Source organism: Gammaproteobacteria bacterium, assembly GCA_029884425.1.
Lineage (GTDB): Bacteria > Pseudomonadota > Gammaproteobacteria > S012-40 > S012-40 > JAOUHV01.
This window is the reverse complement of record JAOUHV010000042.1, coordinates 1-26,900: the sequence shown is the minus strand read 5'-3', so window position 1 is coordinate 26,900 and position 26,900 is coordinate 1. Positions and strand designations below refer to the sequence as shown.

Below are 26,900 nucleotides of genomic sequence, written 5' to 3'. Positions count from 1 at the left end.
ATTACGAAGGTGAGCAATTCACGCTGATTGATACTGCGGGTGTGCGTCGCAAAGGCCGGATAGACGACAAAATTGAAAAATTCAGCGTCATTAAAACGCTGGCTGCGATTGAGGATGCGAACGTTGTCATTTTGGTGCTGGATGCCAAGCAAGGTATTTCTACCCAGGATGCGCATCTGCTTGGTTATGCAGTTGATGCTGGTCGTGCATTGCTGATCGCCGTCAATAAATGGGACGGCATGCAGCCTAGCGAAAAAGAGCGGATCAAAATCGATCTGGAGCGCAAGCTCAGCTTTGTTGATTACGCATCGGTACATTTTATTTCGGCGCTGCATGGCTCAGGCGTGGGCAAACTGATGGGCGTGGTCAAGCAGGCGTATCAAAATGCGTACAAGGCGTTTGCTACCAACTTGCTGACGCGCATTCTGGAAGATGCTGTGAGCTCATATCAGCCGCCATTGGTGAATGGTCGCCGTATCAAGTTGCGCTATGCGCATCAGGGTGGCAAAAATCCGCCCATTATTGTGATTCACGGTAATCAAACGGACAAAGTGCCTGCGGCATATGCGCGCTATCTGGAAAAAACTTTCCGTCAGGTGTTGCGTCTGGATGCAACGCCGATTCGTATCGAATTCCGCTCCGGAGAAAATCCATTCAAAGCCGGTCATCGCGAACAGTTAACCGATCGCGAAATGGCAAGGCAGCGACAGCTGACGCTTACCCGATTGCATAAGCGCAAAAAGGGTGACGGCAAACCAAGAAGAAAAGGCTGAGCGATCAGCCTTTTTTTATGCGCGAAGAAAAACTATGTGACAGGGTTGTCGCTTGCGGTTGGTTATGTGACTGGTTGAGCATTTTTGTGTTGGCAGTGCATTGCGAATGCGCCGAAAAAGACGCGTGGGAAAATGCTGCGCATTGCAGTGTTGTTTCTGTGTGTTACGTTAATCGAGAGGTAATAAATACAGACTATTTTTGATTGAAAGACATACGCAGAACTTTTGCGGAAATGCTGTGAAGTACAAACAGTGACTTAGTTCACAGTGTGAATTATTTGTGCCGAAAACTGCGAAGCATTCGGCATATCTGCTCCTCATCGCCCCTCGAAACCGGCCGTAAACAAAACCAAGAGGCAGTTGGTTACGGTGAGTGAGGGTGGCATGTTGACGGCGAGCGGCACTAAAAAAATAATTGGATTTATCTTATTGTTGTTGCTGAGTTCGCCAGCCAATGCCTGGACCCAAGAAGACTCCATGTGGCAATCCGCCTATCTGGCTGCTCATGTGGCTGATTGGGGGCAGACCAGAGATATCGCCGCACAATGCCGCACCAGCGGCGCCTATCAAGAGAGCAATATCGTGCTCGGCAGTTGTCCCAGTATACAAATGGTCAATGCCTATTTTGTCGCAACCGCACTGCTGCATACCGGTGTCGCGCATGCGCTGCCCAGTAAATACCGTCGCATGTTTCAGGTAGGGACTCTGGGATTGCAATTAAACGTGGTGAACAGTAATACCGAGATTGGATTGCAGGTCAATTTTTAAATCAATTCGATTGTGCGAAAAAAAAGCCGTCATTGACGGCTTTTTTATTGTCAGCAAAAAACTGTGATGTAGTTGGAATAGTTGCAGACAGGGATTGTCTGTTGTGTGACACGTTGTTCGATTTCTGTGCTGTTATGACAGGTGAACAGGCCGCAAACCTAGGAGAATGTTTCTTGCCGGAAACATGTGTTTCATTGTCTGGCAGCGTCGAGCGTTTTTTGGCGTAAGTCTGACATGCAGGGCTGAAAACTGTGACCTTTGTCACAGCTGTTTTTGTTGTCACGCCGAAACTGCGAAGCAGTAGGCAATAGCCAGCCTTACCCCCTTTTCTCGGTGGACGTAACACAGAGTACGTACTGTGAATGCGTTTGAGGAAGGGTTCCATGAAGCGTTTAATTGTCACTCTGATTTCCGCTCTGATGGTATTGATGGCTCCAGCAGCCCATGCCTGGACGAAACAAGACACTCTGTGGCAAAGCGCTTACCTGACTGCCCATGTGGCAGACTGGGGTCAAACCCTGGATATCGCAGAACACTGCTCAACAACTGGTGAATACCGCGAAAGCAACGCAGTGATGGGCAGTTGCCCCAGTGTACAAATGGTTAATGCCTATTTTTTGAGCACCGCACTGATCCATACCGGTGTTGCGCATGCCCTGCCTTCCAAGTATCGCCGGATGTTCCAGGTCGGAACCTTGGGTATGCAGCTCAACGTTATCAACAGCAACAAGCAAATTGGCTTGAAGGTTAATTTCTAAGCAACGATTTCCTCAGTGCAAGTTAGGCCGGGTAACCGGCCTTTTTTATTGGGTCAAAAAAAGGGCGCCTTCGGCGCCCTTTTTGGTGTTAGTGGTGATGGCCACCTACGCCGTGAACATGGCCGTGGGCCAGTTCCTCGCCGCTGGCATCGCGCACTTCGGCGATTTCAACGTCAAACGTCAGGTGAACGCCGGCCAGCGGGTGGTTGCCGTCCAGGGTCGCGTTCTGGTCGTCCAGGGCGATGATGGTGAAAACCTGAACGCCTTGCTCACTTTGTGCCTGCAGCTGCATGCCGATTTCCAGGTTGTCGATGCCCTGGATGAATTCCAGTGGGATTTCCTGAACCAGCGCGTCCTGGCGCACGCCGTAGGCGTTTTCTGGCTCAATGCGCACGTTCAGCTTGTCACCAGCAGTTTTGCCCGCCAGAGCCGCTTCCAGGCCAGGGATGATGTTGCCAAAACCATGAAGGTAGGCCAGTGGGTCTCCGCCGACGGAGCTGTCAAGGGTCTCGCCAGCGTCGTTGGTGAGGGTGTAGTGGAAAAGAACCACTTTGTTTTCGGCTACCTGCATGGGCGCATCCTTTAAGTTAAAAAATAAAAGACGCACATCTTACCCGTTTTGGGGGGGATATAGACAGTGAAACCTGTGTTTTGGACGGCAGAATGGCGCGGATTGACGGGGGAAATACGAGGATGGCGGGCAAATTCCTGGAGCAGGTCTAAATTTTACACTGCCAGGGCAATCTTCGCAGGGCTAGGCGAATATCCAGGACATTGACGCGAATTTCAGTGAATGGGGATGAGTAGTTTGGCTTCGTTGCCATATTCGATGCGAATGCCGTCCAGGCCATCCAGGTTGTCTTGAACGCGGAGGATTTTCATGTTGCGCAGTGCTTCCGCGATGTCGGCGATGATGGTTTGTGATTGTTCGATTTGGTATTTGAAGGCGACAAAGCCGTTTTTGCCGATGATGTCGTTCAGGTCGGCAGGCTCTGCCCAGGTGCTGGCGATAACGACATTAAACGCGCCGGAATCACGAATCATGTCCTTCAATAAGCCGCGCGAACGGGGCGATGAGGCGTTTTCAAAACCATCGGTCATCAGAATGTTGATGATGATGGGCTTTTTCTGCATTACCAGAGATGCGATGGAATAGCCCCAGGAATCATACAGGGCAGTGCCGCCGCGAATATAGGTGTGATCAAAGTCCAGTGCTTCCTGGATTTTGTTGTAATCGGTGACAAAACCCTTGGTTCGGTATTTGATGGTGTCGCTGAAAACAGCAACCTGAGTGGAAATGCCATTGGGGAAACCCGCGTAAATTCGCTTGAAATAATCGCTGATGCGGAACAAATCCGAATTGATCATGCTGGTGGAATAGTCGGTGAGGAAATTGACCGCGACATCATCTGGATTAATGTTTTGCAAAATAAAATTTTTCAGTGGCACGGTGTCGCCATTGGGGGCAATACCTGTCAATTTGATTTTGCCAATAATGTCAGTATCCAGACCAGATGAAAAATAGTGCGCGTCGTATTTTTTGTCATTGCTGCTGATGTTGAACCAGTTGCGATCCTGGCGCAGCGGATTGATGACTTCGTTGGGGTGTGGGGTGTCAAAATCCAGCTGAAAATCGGGAAGCGCAACCAGTTGTTCAAAATCGATTTTACCCAGAGCATCAATACAGCCTTCGCTGAGTCCGCTGCCGCCTTCATTGAGAGTGTCTTGCAGCGTTTTCAGGTCGGTAATGCCGTCATTGCGGCAATGGACCAGCATGTTTTCCAACTGCTGATCAAGGGTGAGCAGATCGTCATTCGGCGGTGGTTCAACGGCACAGCCTAACAATAAAAATGCGGCCAGAAGTGGCGGCATGACAAACTTGGATTGTGAATAAAATATTGTGCGTATCATGCCTTGTTATGACGGCGGTACGCGGCGGAATCAGAGGCATTTAATGCCGGCGAGTGACAACGGTCACATGTGAAAATATCGATTCGTGAAGCAGTTGACAGATGTGGTTATTATAGACTTTCTCTAATATTTCCTGGTTGAAACTGCCTTTATGGCTTTCGCAAAATGGCGCGAACTACTGCACCGGGGCCGACGTGATATTTGCCTTCGTTTAGCTCAACCACGGACTCTTCCAGCAGGACAAATTTCGCCAGAGGGAAATCTTGCTGCAGTAGTTCAGCGGAAAATAGTGCATCTACAGTTTGTGGGCCGCCGCTGGGATAGCCCAGCTGATTTTTGTTGAATGCTTCCATCAACAGCACACCTTGTGGTTTGAGGCTGCGCCATATTTTTTCATGAATGGTTTTGCGTACACTGGACGGGAAGTGAAGGTAAATGGAAACCACGGCATCAAACGATTCGATGGGCCAGTCCCATGCGAGCAGATCAGCGCAAACAGTGTTAATTTTCACCCGTCGCTGTTTGGCAAGTGCCAGCGAGCGATCCACACCGGCCTGTGCATAATCAACGGAGGTTACATCAAAACCTTGTTGTGCCAGCCAGACGCCATTGCGACCTTCGCCATCGCCGGGCACCAGCACTTTGCCGCCACGCGGTAATTGGTGTAGCTGACTTTGCAAAAAACGATTGGGCAAATCACCGTAGGCCAGTCCTGCTTCGCTGTAACGTTGTTGCCAAAATTCTTGCATGTATTCGGTCGCCTGTTAGAAAAATATCGGTTAGGTCTACAGTGACAGGCAGCGTGGCGTAAATCAAGGGAGACGGATTGTGCGGGAGACGATGCGCCCATGCCTGTCATGCCGGCATGGGCGTGCGTGAGCAAGAGTTTAACTGACGGGTTTTAATTCGCCATAAACTGTGCGGGTGTTACCCACGCTGGTGTCATGGATGCTGATCAACACATTGGCCTGTGGGAATGATGATGGTGCTTTGATGGCGGTGATTTGCCACTGCCATTGTTTGCCTTTGTGGTCGGTAACGATGAAGTGCAGTACACCGTTTTCGACTTTCCGCTGACTTATATTCTGGGTTTGACCTGAGTCAGCCAAGTACAGGCGGCCATTACCTTTGGGAGTCAGGGCCAGCGGGTGATAGCTCTGGCTTTTATCGTCGCTCAAACGAAGCGAGAACAGACCACGCAGGTTTTCATCAAATGCGGAGGTGCGGGTGATGACCGTTTGATAGGGCGCAGCATTGGTGGGACTGAGGATGGCGAGTTCTTCCTGTTCCATGGAATGAACGCTGGAAACGACGAAAAGAGCAGCACAGCCTAAAATCAGTTTGCGCAAAATAGTGAATTTCACGAACGGTCTCCTAGGTGGACGGGCAGCCATTATGTGGCTGCCAGTATTAACCGAACATTAAAGTGGGTTATGGCAACTCGGCTTCGCGGGAGCGCTGCCACAGATGGCTCTGAACTTTGTCGCTGATGTTGGACAGCAGTTCGGCAAAACGCGATCCCAGGCGTTTTTTGGCTACATAGGTGATTTTGTAGACATCGGCATCCTTGGCGCGAAGCATCAAATAATCATCACTGGTTTGCAGCTCATCAACCAGATTTAACTCCTTGGCGCGGGTGGCAAACCAGTGCTCACCGGTGGCCACTTTGCTGATATCAATACTGGGGCGGTTGGCGGTGATGAACTCCTTGAACAGTTCGTGGGTGTCCTGAATTTCTTCGCGGAATTTTTCGCGGGCCTTGTCGGTGTTTTCGCCAAACATGGTGAGGGTGCGCTTGTAATCGCCAGCGGTGATTTGTTCGTAGTCGATGTCATGCTTTTTCAGCAGGCGGTTAAAGTTCGGAATTTGTGCAATCACGCCAATAGAGCCAATGACCGCAAACGGTGCGGCGATAATCTTGTTGGCAACGCAGGCCATCATGTAGCCACCACTGGCGGCAACTTTGTCGACGGCGACGGTGAGCGGAATGTTGCGACTGCGGACCCGGGCTAATTGTGATGAGGCCAAGCCGTAGGCGTGAACCAGACCGCCGGGGCTGGTGAGGTTGAGCATGATCTCGTCCTGTTCATTGGCAACCAGCAGAATCGCGGTGATTTCTTCGCGCAATGAAGCTACTGCTGAAGCGCGGATATCACCGTCAAACTCCAGCACAAACACCCGTGGCAGAGACTTGGTTTCGCTCTTTTCCTCGGCCTTTTTCTTGGCTTTTAATGCTTTGGCCTGGGCTTTTTGCTCTTTTTCGCTGAGCAGCAGGCTATTGAGCGTTTGCTCGGTCTGCTCGAATTTTTCGTTGATTTTTTTGACTTCAATGTGGGCTTGGTGCTCTTCGCGGCTACGACTGGCCAGAACAATGATGACGATGGCGACAACCACAATCGCCAGCACAATGGTTGATGTCTTGGCCAGAAACAGGCCGTAATCCATAAAAAATTCGCTCACCTTGTAAAAACTCCGTTGTATTCCGCAGGGCCTGAGAATTTACCACTTAATGCTGGGCTCTGCATGTTTGTATGAGAGCGGATATTGCATACCTGATTTCACATAAATAAATCAGGTTATTTGGTTGTCGTTTTTAGTTACAGACTCTGGACGGCAGGAAAAAGCGTGACTATATTTGGGAAAATCTTCCCAAGTTTTATCGGTGCAGGCCGATGTAGTGCCTAGGGTGATGCCTGAATAGCGGCATTTGCGACGTATGGGCATGAAGGAAAGAGCAATAAATTCAGAAAATAGGAGCTACATCAATGCATTACGAGAGCATTAATCAGTTCGTGTCAGTAAATTCGAGTAAGCCGCGCACAAAGGGGCTGGCATTGGCAATCCTGTTGATCGTGGGCGTTTTGGGCGGATGTAGTAGCTCGTCCTCAGATCCGCGCAGCGAAAATTCCATGTATCAGGATGGTCTGGCGCTGTACAACGCCAAGGCCTATGCCGAGGCCGTTCAGGCGTTTAGCGACGAAATACGTGCCTACCCCGGCGGACCGTTGGCTGATGATGCGGCGTTTTATTTAGCGCGTGCCCAGTATTGGATGGGGGATTACGTGAGTGCCATCGCCGGCTTCACAGCCTTTCCAACAACATACCCGACGAGCAACGTGCTGGAAGCCTCGGTGTACTGGAAGGGTAAGGCCGAGCAAAAAAATAATGACCTCACGACGGCCCGTGCAACCTATCAGTACATTATTGCGGAAAACGCCGCGGGACGATTTACTAACCAATATGTAGGCGATGCGCATTACAGTATCGCTAAAACCTATTACGACGCGGGAGACTATACGACAGCAATAAGCGAATTTACAGCTGCTGCCGGTCTTGTCACCCTTGTGTCGGCAACTGACTCCAAACTGGACAATATTCAATACTACTTGGCAAAAAGTTATCACCAGCGGGCCAAAACTCCTCTCAATCCATCATCGGCGGCGGACTATACCCAGGCAATTGCGGAATACGATTTATTGATTGCGACCTATGATGGTTTAACACTAGCCACAACTAGTGGCTGGGTGGGAAATGCCAGAGTACAAAAAGGCGTGATCATGATGGATCAGCTAGATTACGCTGGAGCGCAAACATATTTTATCAATTTGATGGCTGATCCGAAGTTTGCGGCCTCCAGTGACGGTGACTTGGGGCAATATACCCTGGGTGCGGCTTATTACGATCAGGCCAAAATCGAATTGGCGTTGGCAATACCTGATCCTCTGATTTATGGACCGCTACTCGTTAATGCGCGTACCGAGTACGCCAAAGTCGCAGTTAATTATCCAACCAGTTCCTGGGCAGACAACGCCCAGTATCAAATCGGTAAAACCTACTACGATGAAGCAGACTATGTGAATGCGTTAACCACGTTTAAGGCGGTTGTGGCCAATTATCCGATGTCTAGCAGTGCCGATGCGGGTCAGTATTATGTTGGTCGCACGCTACTGCAACAAGCTGATGCTGCCAAGGTTGTTGCTGATGTAGCGGCAGCTGCCGCAGGTATAGCACCGGATTATACCGCTGTCGGTGGTTATCTGGATTTGAATGCTCAGGCCCGTACAGAGCTGCAGAAAGTGGTGGTTACTTATCCGCTGAGTAGCTTGGCCGACAATGCCCAATACCAGATCGGTAAAACTCACTATGACGAGGGATCATATGCCTTGGCGCGTACTGAACTTGGCAAAGTGATTGCAAATTATGCGACCAGCACTTATGCAGATAATGCGCAGTACTACATTGGGCGTGCATACCATAAAGATACAGCGTTAGTGAATTATCTAGCGGATGCCCGAAGTGCATATCAACTGGTGTTGTCGCTATATCCCGCCAGTACGCAGGCGCATAGTGCGCAATATTATATTGCGCGGACTTACCACGATTCGATCGAAGTGGGTAATTGCGTAAATGAGTTAGCGCAAATGCAATTGCTAATAACCAATTATCCTACCAGTTCGCATGTGGCAACAGCGCAAACACATATCAATGATTTGATGCTGGCTACACCTGTGACACATGTCTGCTTGTAATAACGGCAAGGAAGCGCACGCCAATGTTGGCGTGCGCTTTATGAAACGCATATAGAATGGTGGAGCGGTGATGGACACAACATCAATCTCAAAAAAAACGCTGCGCAGAAACGTGTACCTGCTGGTGATGCTTTTGTTGACGGTTGCAGCCTTTGGTATCATGTTTTACAAGCTGTACTATCTTGATTATCCATTGTCTGAGCTTGTTCCCACGAGCACATACAAGCTGGAAATGTCTGTCCAGGTGGATGGTCATGGAGATGATATTCAAATCAGTACCTTCCTGCCAAAAAGCGATGCGCGCCAGACCGTGTTGGACGAAACCAACTCATCAGGGATATTCGCGATATCAATGAAAAATAGCGAGATGAATCGGCAGTTGTTTTGGGATGCTGCTGGTGTTGAAGGGCGGCATTCGCTGCTTTATTCATACTCAATTCAGGCAAAAAACGTAAAGTACGATATCCCCCCAGGTATCGAAATACCAAAATCCTATTCGCCGGAGGTGAATCAGTATCTTAAGGAAGAAGAAGGCGTTCAAGTCAGTGATCCCTTGATTGCCAAAGAACTGGAAAGGCTTTTTCCGAATCATACTGCACCGGACATGTTAACGGCGATGACAACCATTCATCGCCATCTTCAGGATAAATTTGCCAATAAAAAGTTTTCTGGATTCACCGACGCGCTGACCGCATTGAAGCTGGGGGAAGCCAGCTGTAACGGCAAGGGAAGATTGTTTGTCGCCTTGGCCAGGAAGATGAATATTCCGGCAAGGCTGGTCGGTGGTTTGATTTTGGAAACGGGTAGCAAGCGTACAAGCCATCAGTGGGTTGAAGTGTACATCAATGGTCACTGGGTTCCATTCGACACCATCAATGATCATTTTGCCGAAATACCTGCCAATTTCCTTACCTTGTACTACGGTGACGAATTTTTGTTTAAACATACGGCAGATATAAATTTCCAATATGCATTTACCACCAGGAAGGCTCTGGAGCCAAAGCGGGATGTGCAGGAGGAGTTGGGTAGTTCAGTTTTAAATGTGACCAATTTCTACAGTATGTTTGAGAAAGTAGGGATTTCGCAGGATTTGCTAAAAATCGTGTTGATGATTCCGCTGGGTGCGTTTGTAGTGGTCATTTTCAGAAATGTTATTGGCGTCCAAACATTCGGTACATTTTTGCCCGCATTGATTGCGGCGGCGGCCAGAGAGAGTGGGTTGTTTTGGGGTTTGGTTGGTTTTGTGGTCATTATCATCTTTGCGTCATTCATTCGGCGAGGGTTGGATTGGTTGCAGCTGCTGCATTCGCCAAAAATGGCAATCATGCTGACACTGGTTGTGCTGATTATGTTGTTGATGGCAGGTATTGGCGTTCAGTTGGGGATGTTTGAGCTGGCGCATGTTTCCTTGTTCCCAATCGCCATTTTGGCAATTACCGCAGAGCGGTTTTCCATACTGGAACAGGAGCAGGGGTTCCGTAAATCCATGCGGATCATGTTCACAACTTGTGTGGTTATTGCAATTTGCTACGCAGTCATGGAGTCGGTGTTCCTGCAGAGTACCATTTTGGCATTCCCTGAATTGCTGTTGTTTGTCATTGCACTGAACTTGTGGCTTGGGAAATGGATAGGCATGCGTGTATCCGAGTTCTACCGTTTCCGCAAGCTGATCTTTAAGGGGGCTTGAGATGACACTGAAAAACGTTTTCGGTCAGCTTAAACTGTATTATCAGCGCGCTTCATCAGTGTTGACCATGAATCAGCGAAATCTGGAATACATTTATACAAGCAATCAGCGCAAGCATTATCCGATTGCGGATGACAAGCTGCTGACGAAACAGTATCTGGCCAAGGCAGGAGTGCCATATCCGGAAGTGTATCAGGTATACAGCTATTTTTATGACTTGAGAAACTTGGAGGCTGATTTAAAAAAGCATGAAGAGTTTGTAATCAAGCCGGCCAAGGGAAGTGGTGGCGGTGGGATTATGGTGATTGTTCGTCGAGACGAGAATTATTGGTATAGCATAGGCGGGAAAGCTTATGACATTGATGATATCAGAAAGCATTTGTGCGATATCATTTTCGGAATATATTCATTCGGATTAAGTGATGATGTCATTATCGAAAAAAGAATAGTTCAAAATCCGGAGATTGATGAAATAACTCAGCAGGGGTTGGCCGATGTGCGACTCATTGTGCATCATGGAAAGCCGGTGCTGTCGATGATTCGCTTGCCAACACGTGCGTCTGATGGTCGTGCCAATCTGCACCAAGGCGCAATCGGTGTGGGGATTGATGTGGCATCAGGTCGGACAGTGCATGCGACATTTAAAGGCACGCCTATCGATGTTCATCCTGATACGGGAGTAAATTTGCTTGGGCGAACAATTCCATACTGGTCAGATGTGGTAGCAACAGGCTTGGCGATCAGTGAAATCATGCCGCTCAAATATCTGGGGATAGATATTGCCATTTCGACCGAAGGCCCTATGGTGCTGGAGATTAATGTTAGGCCAGGCATTGAAATTCAGAACGTCAATTCCTCTGGGATGCGTGGAATTTTGCAAAATAATATGAAAGCAGCGGGCCAGATTGGCAAGGTGGCGCCATGAAAAAAGTATTGAGCGAAAGCTTTATTCCTGTGGTGGTTGTGCTTGGTGCGTTATTTTCATTTATTTTGTACGCAGATATCAAAACCTCGGTGGAGGAAAATCAGGTGGTGGTGGTAAAAATACCCTCATCACCAGAGGTGGTAAATGCTTCGCAGTCTGCCTCGGCAGAGGATGAGGCGGAGATTGAGGTTTCTTCGGAGCGTTCTGATAATCCATTGTACAAAGAAGCAGGGGATCTTGTTCGTGCAGGGCAATGGAGCAAGGCGGAGGAAGTCTATCAGCGATTGCTGAAGGAAGCGCCAAGTTCACAATTGTACAATGATATTGGTGTTATGTATTTTCGCCAAAAAAAATACAGTAAGGCAGAGTCTAATTTCACAAAAGCACTGGCCATCGAGCCTGTATATGTTCTTGCCTATCTGAATCGTGGGCGGGTTAAAGCCAGACAGTTTCATCATCAGCAAGCAATAAAGGATTATGATGCGCTGATAGCAGTGATGCCTTTTCATTTCGATGCGCACTATTTCAAGGCGATGTCTGAGTTTGAATTAAAACATTACCAGCGAGCTGCAGATCTGTTTAAAAAGTCCAGTGAAATGTCGGGCGGAGAAAATAAATCCAGAGCGCTGTATCGCCTTGCTTTGACGCAGGTGGCGCTAAAACAGGTTCCTCAGGCGATGAAATCGTTGAACGCGGCAATCAGAATTCGCCCTTCTTATCTGGATGCGCGTATTACGCTGGTAAGCCTGTTGGCGGCGAACAAGGAGACAGCATCACAGGCTGAGGAGGAAATCGCAAAAATTCTTCGTCTGGCAGCAAATGATGCCACCGTCTATTCAAGGGTGGGTGGTTTGTATTCGGATCTAGGATTGCTAAAAAAAGCGATGGAGTCGTACAAGGCTGCCTTGCAGATTGCGCCTGAGCATCATTTGGCGCACTACAATCTGGGAATTTTGTACCTGAAGCAGAAAAAGTGGCCGTTGGCTCGCGCAGAGTTTGAAATTACCAAACGTATAGCTCCAAATGATTCACGCAACTATTTTAATTTGGGACGTGCCGCTTTTGGTGAGGAAGATTATGTGGGGGCACTAGACTACTATCGCAAGGCGCTGGAGTTGGAGGACGGTCAATATCCCAAGGCTATCTTCAATATGGCGATCACTTATCGTGCGATGAATGACTACAAACAGGCGATCAAGCATTACCAGAAAGCCGTGGAAATGCAGCCAGATTATTTTGATGCCTGGAATAATCTGGGTATTGCCTATCTTAAACTGGATAACAATGAGGAAGCGATAAAGGCGTTAACTGAAGCGCTGAAGATCGATCCAGAGAATGCTTCTGCCTGGTATGTGCTGGGGCGTGCGTACTCTCGTCTGGAAGACAAGCCGAAAGCAATTGATGCATATGAAAATGCCGTAAAATTTGATCCGTTGCATCTTAAGGCTAAATTGAACCTGGCAATCAACTTGGTTAGACAGGAAGATTTTCCGCGTGCAGTTTCGTTGTACCAAAGCATTGTTGAAAATGACCCAACCTATGCCAGGGCATGGATGAATATGGGTGTGGCGCAGATTAATTTGAAAAAGTATGAGGATGCGGCTGAGTCGCTGAAGACATTTTTGGAACTGGAGAGCGGTAGTGCCAGAGGTTATCTTTATCTGGCACGCGCCCAGGTTGGTTTGAAGGATTATGAGCATGCCTTGGAGACCATTGAGCAAGGTTTGGGAGTTGATGTTGCTAACTCCAGTTTGCGATTGGAGCTGGGAAGAGTTTACAAACGGATGGGCGAGCTGGATAAGGCTCGGGAAGAGTTTGATAAGGGATTGAGAATTTCGCCAAATAATGAGGAGCTGAAGCGTGAACGTGCAACGCTGTAACGTTAAACCAAAAATTGAGGCCGGCCGTAGAAAGCGTTGTTTGGCTAGGTGGGTGTTGTTGTTTGGGGCTGTTTTGCCTTTTGGCGTACAAGCCAGCTTTGATGGAAAAGCGAAAGTGGACGCAGGCCTGGGGTATGACAGTAATATTTACCGCTCGCCGAGTTCTTCATACATGGATAATTCGTTGACGACGCCAGTGCTGGTGTCGCCGAGCGTGGAGAGTGGCTGGTTTTTTCCTGTGGCCCTGGGGGCGCGAGGCGAGCTTGGCTTTTCTGCGCAACAAAATCTGTACGTGGAATATTTGTTTGACGGTATTCGTTATCTGGACAGTCAGCACAGTAATGCCGATCAGCACGAAAGTACTTTGACTCTCGGGACGCGATATTTTTTGAAGCCGAATAGTCGCTTTGAGTATTTCGATGTTGGTGTTGAATTGAGCGATCAGAAGCGGCTGTATCTGGAGCGGGATTTCGGTACCAACAAGGCGTCCAGTGCAGGTATTGATGTGTCTTCAAGATACACCTACTCCAGTGTGGGTTTGTTGGCGACCTATAAGCAGGAAAAGGGAAATCTGGATTATCGGCTGGATGCCAAGCTGTACGACAAGGATTACGTCGACGCGATTTATATTTCGCAAATGGATCATCAGTTGTTAGAGCTGTCTGCAGATGTGGAGTACAAGTTTTCCAAGGCGTGGAGTGGAAGTGGTGGATATTCGCACCAATCCTACGATTATGTGGAGCGGCCATCACGCGATGCGCAGGGAGCGTTGAGCGCAGTCAATCCAGCGCTGAAGTATCGAATTGTCTCGTACACCTTGGGGGCAAATCATAGATACAGTAAGAAATTACGTCTGGATGCGGAATACGGGTACAGTATTCGCAGTGATTTATATGTGAACTATAACGATTACGTCAAACAGTCGTACAAGATCAGTGCACGTTATGCCATCAATGATGGCATGAATGTGAGGTTGTTTGCGATGCGCTGGTGGCGTGATTACCCCAATGCGTTTGCCTTTGATGAACCGGGGCAGCAGGCCAAAGCCTACGATGGCTATATGTGGTCGGCGCAGGTGAATCGTGATGTGAACGATTATCTGCAGTGGAGTGGTGAGCTGCGGTATCAGGATGAAAATTCCACGGATCTGCGTTACGTCTATCAGCGGACGCAAATGGTGGTGGCGGCAACAGTGAAGTGGTAATGAATCAGCGAAAGAGGTTGTGATGGGCGCAGGCGCGACGTTTGGCATTGAAAATCTGGGAAAGGATGTTTTGGTGTTGAGCGGTGAAGTGAGTACCGCCAACGTCATGCTCTTCATCACCGAGCTGACGGCGCGGCCTTGTCGTCTGAGCCAGGATTTGGTGCTGGACATGGCAGAACTGTTTTTCGCCGACGGAATTGCAATACTGCTGACGATTAATGCACTGCGCTCGCTGGCATTGCGGGTCAACAGTTTGAGGCTGCAATATCCGTCCGAGCCCATGCACGAGGGCTTGCTGGGCAACGGTGTGCTGGATGAGCCAGGCTTGAGGATACAGTTGGTTTGCCGTCCGGCCAAACTGGCGGCGGTGCTGGATGACTAAACCCCAGTGCTTGTGTCGGGGATAAATTTGCGTATACTAGGCCCGGACTACGATTTTTTCCGGGGGAGTGGAAACATGAAATTCAACAATGATCCGATTGAAAAAAGAAGATTTTTTATCTTTTTGGTTGCTAGCCTGAGTGTTTACGCAGCCCTGGCGATTTTTGTTCTGACGCAGGCTTCTTAAGCCGCGAATCGAACTGCGCCAACAAAAACCCCGCCATGCGGGGTTTTTTATTGCCTTATTGGACGAGGGCGACCAGCAGACCGATAAGGCCGCCAAACACGCCGCCCCAAACCACCAGCCAGCCCAGATGGATGGCGATCATGTTTTGTACAATTTCTTTCACCAGTTGCGGCGTCAGTTCTTCCAGTCGCTGATCAACCATGGCTTCAATTTTCGTTCGCATGTCGTCACCAAGACGATGCACATCAATGCTTTCCTGCACGGCGGTTTGAAACCGCTCACCGTCGACCATGTCAGCCAGGGTGCGTTTGATGTTGTCGATGAACGGCTGTTTCAGTCCCGTCAGTGCGTTTCGGCCACCGAACATGCTCAACATGCTGCCAAACGAGGAGGCCATAATGGCGTCCACCAGCCGTTCGAACAGTTGGTCATAGTCGACAGCCTCAATGAGTCGTTGGGGCTTGAGCCATTGATGGACGGTTTGTTCTTCGCTGGCGATGAAGCGCTCAATGTTGGTCGGGCTGAAAAACTGCGCCATCATCAGTTGCTTGATGGCCAGTTTGAATTCGGCGAAGCGGTTGGGAATGACACCGGAGCCGTACAGGCCGGGAACCTTTTCGAACAGCATGTGGACGGCCAGCCAGTTGGTCAGCGCGCCGGACAGGGCGAACGCACCAACGGCGAACAGGTAGGGCTGTATCGGTGTGTCAGCAAACGACGCCAGCAGAATTGCAGTGGCGATCAGATTGGTAATCAGACTTTTGTTATTGAGACGGAAGGTGGATGAATGCATGGTCGCCAGTTATTTCAGGTAAACGTGGCGCCATGCTATCACAATCGGCTGGGCGGCCCATGCGGGATGGGCCGCCCAGAAGGTTATTCGCCGATTTCCTGATCCAGGGTAAACATCACTTTGTCACAGGCGGCCTTGCTGGCTTCGTCGCCGCTAAAGCTGCCATCGGACTTGAAGCGGCATTCCAGGCTGCCTTCGGCGGCGTTGGCGCTGACTTTCAAGCCTTGATCGGGTTGATATTCGGCACCAATCTCGCGACCAATGTCATAGGTGTAGGATTGCTTTTCGCGCCAGTATAACCCCTTGCTGCGCAGTTTCTTTACCAGGCTGGCATAGCTGCCGGGTTCAGCGGGGCTGCTGTCCGCAATCGCCTTGGGTTTGACGATGCTCAGTGGTGCAACTTCGGCGGCCTGAACTGCAGGTTGCGCTTGCACTGCGGATTCTGTCTGGGCGGCTTGAATGGTTTCCGGTGTGCTGGCGCAGCCGGAAAGAACGAGTGCGGCGACAATGGTGGTGCTGGAGGCAAAACGAGACAACAGGTGTTTATTGTTCATAATTATTCCCCTACGGTGCTTGGTTATTGACACAGAGCGTGCGTCATTTCTTAGTAATACCGTAGGATTAAAAATACACCCCAACTTGCAGGGGTTCAAGGAAATGCGACAAAAAATTGTTGTTATACTCTGAGGCTGTTTGTCTAAGGAATTCGCTGTCTATGTCCTTGCCGGCACTGTTGGCCAACCTGCGACAACCACAGGTGCGCGATCTGGCGTGGCTGGCGTATGCCCCTAATTTGCTGGCAGAACCAGCGGCGCAGGTGGTGGCGGCTGACTGGTTTGTGCAGCGCAATCCCAATCTGCAACAACAGCTTGCTCAGTGGGACGCGCAGCCGCAGGTATTGTTGCAGGCGCTGGCCAAGGACAAAAGCCATTTTTTAGGGCCGTATTTTGAGCAGTTGGTGCTGTTTTTACTGCAGCACACACCCGGGGTGGAGGTGCTTGCGTGGCGACTGCAGGTGCAGGCCGACGGGCGGACGCTGGGCGAATTTGATGTGCTGTTCTTTGATCAGCTCACTGGCGAACAGGTGCACTGGGAGCTGGCGCTGAAATACTACCTGGGGCTGGGCGAGCGGTGGTTTGGTCCCAACAGCAACGATAGACTCGATATTCGCTACGCCAAATTGTTTGATCAGCAGTTGCTGCTGGGGCAAACGCAGGCGGCGTTTTTGCGTGAGCACGGTTTGGTGCCACCGCAGCGCTGCCAGGCGCTGATGAAAGGCTGGCTGTTTTCCTCGTCGGAACCGGCCGAGCTGCCCGACTACGTTGATCGCAACCATCTGCACGGCCATTGGTGTTACGTTGCCGACATTGAAAAAATACTCATCGAAGCCCAGACTTGGGTTTGGCTGGATAAGCCGCATTGGTTGGCGCCGCTATCGAGCGAAGCTGTCGATGGGGTTGGTCAAGCTGGCTTGGCAATGCGTGCGCGGCTTGATGCGCACTTTGCGGGAGCAGGTCCGGCGGTAATGCTGGCAGGGTTTGTTCAGCAACAAGGGCAGTGGTGCGAGTTGCGGCGAGTGATGGTGGTGGCCAACAGCTGGCCGACAACAAAAACGATGAAAAAGGACAAACCATGACGCCATGTTATGTGAGTGGTAAGGGGATGTACGCAACCGTGGCGACCTGGGATTTCAAAACTCACGTCATGGAATTGTTGAATCGTCACGAGCTGGGGTTTGATACCCGCTATGCGTATTACCGCCAGCAATTTCCGCAAATGCGCGATAGCAATCTGGCGCGGATGATTTGCGATCCCATGGAATACTACGACAAACAGTGGCCGGCATACCGAGAAACCCATGCGGGGCGCGCCGATGAATGGGTGTTGGCCACCGAATTTATGCTGGCGCTGGATCTGGAATTTCAGGCCCAGGCGCAGTGTGCGATTTTTTGTTACGACGAAGCCGGCTTTGGTTCGGGCGTGAACAACATGCGGATGCTGGTACAGAACAAACCTGTACTGGGCTTTTATCACCGTGCGCTGGAGAGTGTCCGGCGCAACATCAGTAATTTTCTGCAACTGCGCATTACCCATCCGCACCTGGTGACCCTGGTTGAATACGAAACCATCGCCGACCTGGAGCAGCCGCTGCTGGCCTGGTTTGAATCCATCCAGCCGCAGCTCAATCAGCGATAGTGCGGCTGGTAAGGTGATTCGCGGGTTTGGTCGTGCTCGACTTCGCGGTAGCGAATGAAATCTTCCACCTGCTCGAAGTGGAAAAACGGATTGCCGCGAATTTGTTCCGCCATGGTGACGCTGGTGGCGGTTGAGTAATGATGGCCGGGATAGACCAGGGTGTCGCCGGGCAGCGTTGTCTTTAAAAACTGAATGCTGGCAAACAGCTGGGCGGGATTGGCGCCCGCCAGGCGGCAATGACCCACGCCGTAGACAAACATCATATCGCCAGCGATCACCTTGCCATCAAACCAATACACCACATGTCCCACCGTATGCCCCGGGGTGTGCAGTACCTTGATGGTGGTGTCGCCCAATTGGATCTCGTCATTGGCCTGCAGGGCGTGATAATCACGCACATTGCCCCAGTATTCCGCCTCTTCTGTCAGCACATGCACCGTCACTTTGGTGCGTTGGCGCACCGCATTCAGGCCGTTGATGTGGTCGGGATGGCAATGAGTAAGCAGCACGTCGGTCAGTTGCAGTTTGCGTTCTTCGATGATCGCGAACAGTTTGTCGACCTCCCAGGCGGGATCGACCAATGCCGCCTGGCCGGTGGCGATGTCTTCAATGATGTAATTGAAGTTTTCCATCGGCCCGACTTCGATTTGATGAACGCGGGTGGTTGCTGTCATGGTTATTTCACGTATCTGGCTTTGATTTCACGCAGCTTGGGCACCGCCAGTCCAGCCTGATCAGCAAAGCCCAGATTGCGGATCAGTCGCGCCGGCGCAGAACGGCCGGTGCAGGTGTGTTGCAGATCGCCATCGATACCTTCTTTCAGGCCGGCAATCAGTCGTGGACGATCCAGTGTGCTGTGAGTGAGGTATTCCTGAATGTCGATGACTTCGTTGGCAACGGCGTTCATCAGTTCGTGGTGCTGATTCCACAAGTCTTTCACATTGCCACCACATTCCAGACCGGCGATGTTGATGGTCAGGATATAGATGTTTTTGCGCACCAGTTCCCAGATCATTTCATCGGCAGTGGCGGTTTCGCGCGCGGGAATGTCGACGGCCTTGAGTGCATCCACCAGCAGTCTGGCTTGAGGGCCGAAGGCTGGGCTGGGCAGCAGCACTTTAGCGTCCATACCCTTTTTCTTTTCAAACCAGATGGAGATGGCAGTGGGGTTGCGATAGGCATGTTTGTGCCAGTCGCGAGGTAACAGCTCGTTTTGCAGCAAGCCAATGCGGTCGCGCCATACGCCGGGAATTTGCTCCAGCGTGTCGTGCAGATTGGCCTCGCCGACCGCGACCAGCACCAGGGCCGGGTCAGGGACTTGCAGTGCAACTTCGTTCATGTTCATTCCACGGGTTACCGGAAAAACCGGATAACCGGTGCGCAACAAGCCGCGCGCGACGACGCCGCCAACTTCACCAACGCCAATCAGGACAACAGGCTGTTTCATGTTTAAACCTCATTTGTTTAGCTGGCAGCATTATACGTCATCAGTTCAAGCGGGAAAAATGTGCGGGAAATTGGCCTTGCAGTGCATGTGGAATATTGGAATCAGCAAAAACGGTCAGGATTTTGCTGAACTGGGTATGTAAAATGTAAGTGGCTAAAGAACCTAGAAAGTATTGTCGAGAACGTAACGTCAACGTGTGCCTGTGACTGGATTCTGGAACGACTATGAAAAAGAATGAGCGAGCTTCCATGGAGGAGATGTGGGCCACCTCCAAATTTAGTGGCAACAACGCCGCCTACCTCGAACAGCTTTATGAAGACTACCTTGTCGATCCCCAATCGGTAGACCCCGCCTGGAGAACTATTTTTGCGAACATGGTGGCGGGGCAAAGTGCCGCGGCAGACGTGTCGCATGAACAAATTCGCCAAGCGTTTCGAGATCATGCCCGCCATAGCGCCAAAGTGAGCGTTGGCTCACCGCTGGAAGTTTTGCATCAAAGCAAGCAGGTCAGGGTGCTGCAACTGATCAATCATTATCGATTTCGTGGACACCTGCGGGCCAATATCAATCCGCTGGAACCACGCGCTGCCGGCTACAATCCGCTGCCGCGCAACGAGTTGACCGAAGCTGATCTGGATACCCCGTTTAAGACCGGTTCACTGGTGGGGCCGGACAGTGCCAGCCTGCGCGAGATCATCAGCATCCTCGACGAAACCTATTGTGGCAGTATTGGTGCGGAATATATGCACATTCCTGATGGCGGCGAAAAACGCTGGATTCAGGAGCGACTGGAAGGTTCGCGCAGCCACGAACGCATTTCGCGCGACAAAAAAGAAGTTTTACTGCGTATGCTCACTGCCGCCGAAGGCATGGAGCGTTATCTACACACCCGCTACCTGGGGCAGAAGCGCTTCTCGCTCGAAGGTGCCGAAAGTGTCATCGCACTACTGCATGAACTGATTCAGCATGCCGGTCAGCGTGATGCCAAAGAAGTGATGATTGGCATGGCGCACCGTGGTCGCCTGAATGTGCTGATCAACATCATGGGCAAGCGTCCCATGGATTTATTTTCTGAATTTGACGGTACGTCACGTCACTCCGATGGCAGTGGTGATGTGAAATATCACCAGGGATTTTCTTCCAATATCAAAACGCCGGGCGGTGTGGTGCACGTGGGGTTGGCGTTTAATCCTTCGCATCTGGAAATTGTTGCGCCAGTGGTGGAAGGCTCGGCGCGTGCGCGACAGGATCGTCGCGGCGACAAGGAAGGCAACTCAGTCATTCCAGTGGTGATTCACGGAGACGCGGCGTTTGCCGGTCAAGGCGTGGTGATGGAAACGCTGAATATGTCGCAGTCGCGTGGCTATTCCACCAAGGGAACGGTGCACGTCGTCATCAATAATCAAATTGGTTTTACTACATCCAATCAGCGTGATGCGCGTTCGACCTACTACTGTACCGACGTGGCAAAAATGGTGAATGCGCCGATTTTCCACGTTAACGGCGATGACCCTGAGGCGGTCATGTATGTTGCGCAGCTGGCAATCGATTATCGCAGCACGTTCCACAAGGATGTAGTGATTGATGTTGTCTGCTATCGCCGTCACGGTCATAACGAAGCGGATGAGCCTTGGGCGACCCAGCCCACCATGTACCGCCGCATTCAGCAAATGCCGACCACGCGCCGTTTGTATGCTGACAAACTGGTCGCTGCCGGCGTGATTGGCGCGGACGTGCCGGCGGTCATGGAGCGCGAGTATCGCGATGCATTGGACGCAGGCGAGTCGGTAGTCAAGCAATTGGCCACTCGGGCAGAGTATGAGTACCCCTATTCGCGCGAGTGGGAACGGTTCATGGAAAAATCCTGTACCGTACACGTGGATACGCATGTTTCCGCCAAAGTCATTCGCGAATTGTCGGATCGGCTGTGTACATTGCCACAGGGTTTTAAAGTGCATGGCTCGGTGGAGCGCATCATCGAAAGTCGCAAGAAAATGGCTGCAGGTGAAGTTGATGTGGACTGGGGTTTTGCCGAGACCATGGCCTACGCCACCTTGGTGAATGAAAAATTCAATGTGCGCCTGTCAGGTCAGGACTGCGGTCGCGGAACGTTTTTTCATCGCCATGTTGCTCTGCATGAACAAGACAGTGGAGAAATACATGTGCCGCTGCGGCATTTGGCCGACAACCAGGGCGATTTTCTGGTGATTAATTCTTTGCTGTCGGAAGAAGCGGTGCTGGCATTTGAATATGGATACTCATCCACTGATCCCGATACCTTGACGATTTGGGAAGCGCAGTTTGGTGATTTTGCCAACGGTGCACAGGTGGTTGTCGATCAGTTTATTTCTGCCGGCGAACAAAAATGGGAGCGCCTCAGTGGTCTGGTGATGTTGTTGCCTCATGGTTATGAGGGGCAAGGGCCAGAGCACAGCTCGGCGCGACTGGAGCGATATCTGCAACTGTGCGCTGAGCACAACATGCAGGTGTGCATGCCCTCGACGGCATCGCAGATTTTCCATTTGCTGCGCCGACAGATGCTGCTAAATTGCCGCAAGCCGCTGATCGTGATGACGCCCAAGAGTTTGTTGCGCCACAAGCTGGCCTCCAGCAGCTTGTCCGAGCTGACTTCAGGCACATTCAAAAACGTGATTGGTGAAATTGAAAAGATTGATCCAGCCAAGGTGACGCGCGTGGTGTTGTGTAGTGGCAAAGTATATTACGATCTGCTGCAGCGACGCCGTGAACTGAATTTGAACAATGTGGCGCTGATTCGTGTTGAGCAGCTTTATCCTTTCCCACTAGAATTGACTGAAAAAGAAATTGCCAGGTTTGAAAATGCCACGGAATTTTATTGGTGTCAGGAAGAGCCAAAAAATCAGGGTGCCTGGTTTACCTCGCAGCATCACATGCGTACTGTCATCGGCAAACGTGGCTATCTGGAATACGCAGGTCGTCCGTTCTCTGCCGCACCGGCGGTAGGGTATATGTCGTTGCATAAAGAACAACTGGAAAATTTGTTGGCTGACGCACTTGGTGCGCGTCCGTAACTGAAAATAAGGATCTAACCCATGTCCATCGAAGTGAAAGTCCCAACCTTCCCTGAGTCGGTCGCTGATGGCACGCTGGTCGCCTGGCACAAGAAGCCTGGCGAAGCTGTGATGCGCGATGAAGTGATCGCCGATGTGGAAACGGACAAAGTGGTGTTTGAAATTCCTGCGCCGCAAGATGGCATGCTGGAGACCATTCATGTCGCGGTGGGGGCAACGGTGTTGTCCGGCCAATTGTTGGCGACGATCAATGCATCGGAAGGCGCAATGGCCAAAGCTGTCAAGCCGGTTGCTGAAACATCCAGTAGTGCGACCGAAGCACAATTGGCTGCACCAGGAACACCACCTAAAGTTGCTGATGACGACAAGGTCATGCCGGCGGCGCGCAAATTAATTAGTGAGCACGGATTGAGTGCCGCTGATATTCGTGGCACTGGCAAGGATGGTCGAATTTTGAAAGAAGACGTGCAACGTCATATCAACGGCGAAGGTGTCAGCACTGTTGCGATGGCGGTTGCATCCGGTGCGCGCTCAGAAAAACGCGTGCCGATGACGCGGCTGCGTAAAACGATTGCTACACGCCTGGTTGATGCACAGCACACTGCAGCAATTCTCACCACGTTCAATGAAGTGAATATGCAGCCAGTGATGGATTTGCGTAATCAGTACAAGGATCTGTTCGAGAAAAAACACGGCGTGCGCATGGGCTTCATGTCGTTCTTTGTCCGCGCTGCGGTTGAGGCGCTTAAACGCTTTCCTGAAATCAATGCCTCGATTGATGGAGATGACATTGTTTATCACGGTTACTATGACGTGGGGATTGCGGTAGGTTCGCCTCGCGGTTTGGTGGTGCCGATTTTGCGTGATGCCGAAGATATGAGTATCGCGGATATCGAATCCAATATTCGTGATTTTGGTGCGCGAGCCAAAGATGGCAAACTGAGCATCGAAGAGCTGACCGGCGGAACATTCTCTATCACCAATGGCGGCGTGTTTGGTTCACTGTTGTCGACGCCGATTTTGAATCCGCCACAAAGTGCGATTCTGGGCATGCACAAAGTTGAAGATCGACCCATTGCCGAAAATGGTCAGGTGGTGATTCGACCCATGATGTATCTGGCGTTGTCATACGATCATCGTATTGTTGACGGCAAGGAAGCAGTGCAATTTCTGGTGACCATCAAGGAATTGGTGGAAGATCCTGCACGCATACTGCTGGACATCTAAGCAGCTGGAGAGGCGATATGAGCAAAGAGTTTGACGTCATCGTCATTGGTGCCGGGCCGGGTGGTTATGTGGCCGCGATTCGTGCTGCACAATTAGGATTAAAAACTGCCTGCATTGATGCTTGGGTGGACAGCAACAACAAACCATCACCCGGTGGCACGTGTCTGAATGTGGGTTGCATTCCCTCCAAGGCGATGATTGAGTCGTCGGAAATGTACGAAAAAGCCCATCACGAACTGGCGTCGCATGGCGTGAAAGTCAGTGGTGTTCAGTTGGATTTGCAGACCATGCTGGCGCGCAAAAATCAGGTGGTCAAGGATCTGACCTCGGGTGTGTCAGCGCTGTTTATGGCTAACAAAATCACTTTTTTTCACGGCGTGGGCAAACTGCTGGCAGGCAAGAATGTCGAATTCACTGCCCATGGCGTACAGGCTGCGGAAATTCTGTCAGGCAAAAATATTATCATCGCCACCGGTTCTACGCCCAAGGCTTGGCCAGGGGCGGAGTTTGATCACAAACTGATTTGCGATTCGACCGATGCGCTGGAATTTGACGAAGTACCCAAACGCTTGGGCTTGATTGGTGCCGGCGTGATTGCGCTGGAGCTGGGCAGTGTTTGGCGGCGTTTGGGATCAGAGGTTACTCTGCTCAAGTCGCGTCCCGGCTTGTTGCCCGATGCCGATCCTGATGTGGCTGCCGAGGCGCAGAAACAGTTTGATGCCCAGGGTTTGAAGTTTGTGATGGGTGCGAAAATTTCCAAGGTCGAAGCCAAGGCCAAGCTGGTTCATGTCACCTATGCAGGCGAAAATGGCAAGGAACAAACGGAAAAGTTCGACAAGCTGATCGTCGCCGTGGGCCGCACGCCCAACAGTGATGTGGCTGCCGCCGAGGCGGGCCTCAAGGTTAACGATAGAGGCTTTATCGAGGTGGATGATTACTGTCGCACCAATGTGCCGGGGGTTTACGCCATTGGCGACGTGGTGCGTGGGCCGATGCTGGCGCACAAGGCGTCGGAAGAAGGCGTGGTGGTGGCAGAAATTATCGCCGGCCACAAGGCGCTGCCTGTCGATCTGGCCACCGTGCCGTCGGTCATTTACACCCATCCGGAAATTGCCTGGGTGGGTAAAAACGAAGCAGAATTGAAGAAAGCTGGCGTCAATTACAACGTGGGCACATTCCCGTTCAACGCCAATGGTCGTGCTCGCGCATTGGGCAATACCGTCGGCTTTGTTAAGATATTGGCTGACGCGAAAACCGATCGCATTCTGGGGGTGCACATCATTGGCCCGCAGGCATCGGAAAGTGTGGCCCAAGCCAAGATCGCGATGGAATTTAAAGCCAGTGCAGAAGATTTAGCCATGACGATGTTCGCCCATCCCACCTTGTCCGAAGCGGTGCACGAGGCGGCGCTGTCGGTGGATGGTCGGGCAATCCACGCGGTACAAAAAAAGAAACGTAAATAGGAAAATTCATGAACCTACACGAATACCAAGCCAAGCAGTTGTTCGCCCAGTACGGCGTGGCTGTGCCGAAAAATATCGTGGTCAGCAGTGTGGCCGAGGTTGATGCGGCGATCAAGCAGGTGGGTGGCGATCGCTGGGTGGTCAAAGCCCAAGTTCACGCCGGTGGCCGTGGTAAGGCCGGTGGTGTCAAACTGGTCAAATCCAAACAGGAAGTCAGCGACTTCGTGAAGCAGATGCTGGGCTCACGTCTGGTGACGTTCCAGACGACCGCCGAAGGTCAGCCAGTGCATCAGGTGCTGATCGAGGCACCCAGCAACATCGCCCGCGAATTGTATTTGGGCGCAGTGGTGGATCGCGACAAGCGCAAGATCACCATCATGGCCTCCACCGAAGGTGGCATGGATATCGAAAAAGTCGCGGCAGAAACACCGGAAAAAATCCTGCAGACCAGCATCGAGCCGCTGGTTGGCTTGCAGCCGTACCAATGTCGGCAACTGGCGTTTGGTCTGGGCCTGGAAGGTGATCAGATCAAACAGTTCAGCAAAATTTTAACGGGTCTGGCCAAACTGTTCGAAGACAAAGACCTGAGCCTGATCGAGGTCAATCCGCTGGTGGTGACCACTGAGGGTAATTTGTTGTGCCTGGATGGCAAAATCAATCTGGACGACAACGCACTGTATCGTCATCCGGATATCGAAAAGCTGCGCGATACTTCGCAAGAGGACGAGCGTGAAGTTCACGCCAAAGAATGGGAACTGAACTACGTGCATCTGGATGGCGACATCGGTTGCATGGTGAACGGTGCGGGCCTGGCGATGGCGACCATGGACTTGATCAAGCTCAATGGTGGCAACCCAGCTAACTTCCTCGATGTGGGCGGCACGGCAACGGCTGAACGAGTCGCAGCGGCTTTCAAACTGATTTTGTCTGACAAAAACGTCAAAGCCGTGTTGGTGAATATTTTCGGCGGCATTGTTCGTTGCGACCTGATTGCCGAGGGCATCATCAAAGCGGTGGAAGAAGTCCATGTGGGCGTGCCGGTGATTGTGCGTCTGGAGGGCAACAACGCCGACAAGGGACGCGACATTCTGCAAAATTCCGGACTGGATATTATTGCCGCTGCCGGCCTGAACGAGGCTGCGCAAAAAGCTGTGGCAGCGAGCAAAGGGGCATAACCGTGAGCGTACTGATTAATAAAAACACTAGGGTCATTTGCCAGGGCTTCACCGGCAAGCAGGGAACCTTTCACTCGGAACAGGCGATTGCCTACGGCACAAAAATGGTCGGCGGCATTACCCCCGGCAAGGGCGGCACCAAGCATCTTGGTCTGCCGGTATTTGATACCGTCAAAGACGCGGTAGATCAAACCGGAGCCGATGCCACGGTGATTTATGTACCCGCACCGTTTTGCAAAGACGCAATTCTGGAAGCGGTGGACGCACGCATTCAGCTGATCGTGTGTATCACCGAAGGTGTGCCGACGCTGGACATGCTGGAAGCGCGCATGGTGGCGCAACAATACGGCTGTCGCATCATTGGTCCGAATTGTCCTGGCATCATCACGCCCGGCGAATGCAAAATCGGCATCATGCCCGGCAGCATTCATTTGCCCGGCAAGGTCGGTATTGTGTCGCGCTCTGGCACATTGACCTATGAAGCGGTGAAACAAACCACTGATCTGGGATTTGGCCAAAGCACCTGTATCGGTATTGGTGGCGATC

Annotated in this window: 26 protein-coding genes; 16 read left to right on the top strand and 10 right to left on the bottom strand. The window is 51.2% G+C overall.

What is annotated here, in order from left to right:
- Nucleotides 1-773 (top strand): GTP-binding protein (locus OEW58_10870; protein MDH5301851.1); only part of this gene is annotated, 773 nt, incomplete at its 5' end.
- Nucleotides 774-1,157: 384 nt separating this feature from the next.
- Nucleotides 1,158-1,541, top strand: coding sequence for a hypothetical protein (locus tag OEW58_10865; protein MDH5301850.1), 384 nt, complete (start codon nucleotides 1,158-1,160; stop codon nucleotides 1,539-1,541).
- A 1-nt stretch (nucleotide 1,542) separates the two neighbouring features.
- Here OEW58_10865 and OEW58_10860 read toward each other — a convergent pair whose 3' ends face one another.
- A complete protein-coding gene (locus OEW58_10860; GenBank protein ID MDH5301849.1) occupies nucleotides 1,543-1,944 on the bottom strand; it encodes a hypothetical protein in 402 nt (133 codons plus the stop codon).
- Here OEW58_10860 and OEW58_10855 point away from each other — a divergent pair.
- Nucleotides 1,925-2,299: a hypothetical protein gene (locus OEW58_10855; protein ID MDH5301848.1), complete on the top strand. Its 375-nt coding sequence runs from the start codon at nucleotides 1,925-1,927 to the stop codon at nucleotides 2,297-2,299. The two genes, OEW58_10860 and OEW58_10855, sit on opposite strands and share 20 nt — an antisense overlap.
- Nucleotides 2,300-2,387: 88 nt before the next feature.
- On the opposite strand, the gene OEW58_10850 is transcribed toward OEW58_10855, so the two are convergent.
- The 5 genes from OEW58_10850 to sohB form a co-directional block, all read right to left on the bottom strand.
- Nucleotides 2,388-2,870 (bottom strand): peptidylprolyl isomerase, encoded by a 483-nt coding sequence (locus tag OEW58_10850; GenBank protein ID MDH5301847.1) that lies wholly within the window; start codon nucleotides 2,868-2,870, stop codon nucleotides 2,388-2,390.
- Between the two features lie 215 nt (nucleotides 2,871-3,085).
- Nucleotides 3,086-4,171, bottom strand: a complete 1,086-nt coding sequence (locus tag OEW58_10845) for a hypothetical protein (GenBank protein ID MDH5301846.1) — start codon at nucleotides 4,169-4,171, stop codon at nucleotides 3,086-3,088.
- Between the two features lie 188 nt (nucleotides 4,172-4,359).
- On the bottom strand, nucleotides 4,360-4,959 hold the full coding sequence (locus tag OEW58_10840; GenBank protein MDH5301845.1) for a class I SAM-dependent methyltransferase: 600 nt from the start codon (nucleotides 4,957-4,959) through the stop codon (nucleotides 4,360-4,362).
- Between the two features lie 138 nt (nucleotides 4,960-5,097).
- Nucleotides 5,098-5,574: a hypothetical protein gene (locus tag OEW58_10835; protein ID MDH5301844.1), complete on the bottom strand. Its 477-nt coding sequence runs from the start codon at nucleotides 5,572-5,574 to the stop codon at nucleotides 5,098-5,100.
- Nucleotides 5,575-5,641: 67 nt separating this feature from the next.
- The gene (gene sohB, locus OEW58_10830) at nucleotides 5,642-6,670 is read right to left on the bottom strand and encodes a protease SohB (protein MDH5301843.1); all 1,029 of its coding nucleotides are present in this window, start codon (nucleotides 6,668-6,670) and stop codon (nucleotides 5,642-5,644) included.
- Nucleotides 6,671-6,975: 305 nt separating this feature from the next.
- Between sohB and bamD the strand changes: the two genes are divergently transcribed.
- The 6 genes from bamD to OEW58_10800 all read left to right on the top strand — a co-directional run bounded on the left by bamD (nucleotide 6,976) and on the right by OEW58_10800 (nucleotide 14,817).
- Nucleotides 6,976-8,739, top strand: coding sequence for an outer membrane protein assembly factor BamD (gene bamD, locus OEW58_10825; protein ID MDH5301842.1), 1,764 nt, complete (start codon nucleotides 6,976-6,978; stop codon nucleotides 8,737-8,739).
- A 70-nt stretch (nucleotides 8,740-8,809) separates the two neighbouring features.
- Complete coding sequence (locus OEW58_10820) at nucleotides 8,810-10,426, top strand: UUP1 family membrane protein (protein MDH5301841.1); 1,617 nt, start codon at nucleotides 8,810-8,812, stop codon at nucleotides 10,424-10,426.
- Between the two features lies 1 nt (nucleotide 10,427).
- Nucleotides 10,428-11,351 (top strand): alpha-L-glutamate ligase-like protein, encoded by a 924-nt coding sequence (locus OEW58_10815; protein ID MDH5301840.1) that lies wholly within the window; start codon nucleotides 10,428-10,430, stop codon nucleotides 11,349-11,351.
- 104 nt (nucleotides 11,352-11,455) lie between these two features.
- On the top strand, nucleotides 11,456-13,231 hold the full coding sequence (locus OEW58_10810; protein MDH5301839.1) for a tetratricopeptide repeat protein: 1,776 nt from the start codon (nucleotides 11,456-11,458) through the stop codon (nucleotides 13,229-13,231).
- 115 nt (nucleotides 13,232-13,346) lie between these two features.
- The gene (locus tag OEW58_10805) at nucleotides 13,347-14,435 is read left to right on the top strand and encodes a hypothetical protein (protein ID MDH5301838.1); all 1,089 of its coding nucleotides are present in this window, start codon (nucleotides 13,347-13,349) and stop codon (nucleotides 14,433-14,435) included.
- Between the two features lie 22 nt (nucleotides 14,436-14,457).
- On the top strand, nucleotides 14,458-14,817 hold the full coding sequence (locus OEW58_10800; GenBank protein ID MDH5301837.1) for a hypothetical protein: 360 nt from the start codon (nucleotides 14,458-14,460) through the stop codon (nucleotides 14,815-14,817).
- A gap of 241 nt (nucleotides 14,818-15,058) precedes the next feature.
- Here OEW58_10800 and OEW58_10795 read toward each other — a convergent pair whose 3' ends face one another.
- Both OEW58_10795 and OEW58_10790 read right to left on the bottom strand, forming a co-directional pair.
- Nucleotides 15,059-15,796 carry a DUF445 domain-containing protein gene (locus tag OEW58_10795; GenBank protein MDH5301836.1) on the bottom strand — a complete coding sequence of 246 codons (738 nt, stop codon included), beginning with the start codon at nucleotides 15,794-15,796 and terminating at the stop codon, nucleotides 15,059-15,061.
- A gap of 83 nt (nucleotides 15,797-15,879) precedes the next feature.
- On the bottom strand, nucleotides 15,880-16,350 hold the full coding sequence (locus OEW58_10790; protein ID MDH5301835.1) for a hypothetical protein: 471 nt from the start codon (nucleotides 16,348-16,350) through the stop codon (nucleotides 15,880-15,882).
- A gap of 161 nt (nucleotides 16,351-16,511) precedes the next feature.
- Between OEW58_10790 and OEW58_10785 the strand changes: the two genes are divergently transcribed.
- Nucleotides 16,512-17,432 carry a DUF1853 family protein gene (locus OEW58_10785; GenBank protein MDH5301834.1) on the top strand — a complete coding sequence of 307 codons (921 nt, stop codon included), beginning with the start codon at nucleotides 16,512-16,514 and terminating at the stop codon, nucleotides 17,430-17,432.
- Nucleotides 17,429-17,992, top strand: coding sequence for a hypothetical protein (locus tag OEW58_10780; GenBank protein MDH5301833.1), 564 nt, complete (start codon nucleotides 17,429-17,431; stop codon nucleotides 17,990-17,992). The genes OEW58_10785 and OEW58_10780 overlap by 4 nt, the downstream gene beginning before the upstream one ends.
- Here the strand turns inward: OEW58_10780 and OEW58_10775 are convergent.
- Together OEW58_10775 and OEW58_10770 are read right to left on the bottom strand one after the other, a co-directional pair.
- Nucleotides 17,983-18,666, bottom strand: coding sequence for an MBL fold metallo-hydrolase (locus tag OEW58_10775; GenBank protein ID MDH5301832.1), 684 nt, complete (start codon nucleotides 18,664-18,666; stop codon nucleotides 17,983-17,985). The genes OEW58_10780 and OEW58_10775 overlap by 10 nt on opposite strands.
- A 2-nt stretch (nucleotides 18,667-18,668) precedes the next feature.
- Nucleotides 18,669-19,439 carry a hypothetical protein gene (locus OEW58_10770; GenBank protein MDH5301831.1) on the bottom strand — a complete coding sequence of 257 codons (771 nt, stop codon included), beginning with the start codon at nucleotides 19,437-19,439 and terminating at the stop codon, nucleotides 18,669-18,671.
- 224 nt (nucleotides 19,440-19,663) lie between these two features.
- Here OEW58_10770 and OEW58_10765 point away from each other — a divergent pair, with 224 nt between their 5' ends.
- The 5 genes from OEW58_10765 to OEW58_10745 form a co-directional block, all read left to right on the top strand.
- Nucleotides 19,664-22,489 (top strand): 2-oxoglutarate dehydrogenase E1 component, encoded by a 2,826-nt coding sequence (locus tag OEW58_10765; GenBank protein ID MDH5301830.1) that lies wholly within the window; start codon nucleotides 19,664-19,666, stop codon nucleotides 22,487-22,489.
- A 21-nt stretch (nucleotides 22,490-22,510) separates the two neighbouring features.
- Nucleotides 22,511-23,716 (top strand): 2-oxoglutarate dehydrogenase complex dihydrolipoyllysine-residue succinyltransferase, encoded by a 1,206-nt coding sequence (gene odhB, locus OEW58_10760; protein ID MDH5301829.1) that lies wholly within the window; start codon nucleotides 22,511-22,513, stop codon nucleotides 23,714-23,716.
- A gap of 17 nt (nucleotides 23,717-23,733) precedes the next feature.
- Complete coding sequence (gene lpdA / locus OEW58_10755; protein ID MDH5301828.1) at nucleotides 23,734-25,179, top strand: dihydrolipoyl dehydrogenase; 1,446 nt, start codon at nucleotides 23,734-23,736, stop codon at nucleotides 25,177-25,179.
- An 8-nt stretch (nucleotides 25,180-25,187) separates the two neighbouring features.
- Nucleotides 25,188-26,354, top strand: a complete 1,167-nt coding sequence (gene sucC / locus OEW58_10750) for an ADP-forming succinate--CoA ligase subunit beta (protein MDH5301827.1) — start codon at nucleotides 25,188-25,190, stop codon at nucleotides 26,352-26,354.
- A gap of 2 nt (nucleotides 26,355-26,356) precedes the next feature.
- Nucleotides 26,357-26,900: succinate--CoA ligase subunit alpha (locus OEW58_10745; protein MDH5301826.1), on the top strand; the 544-nt coding region annotated here is incomplete at its 3' end.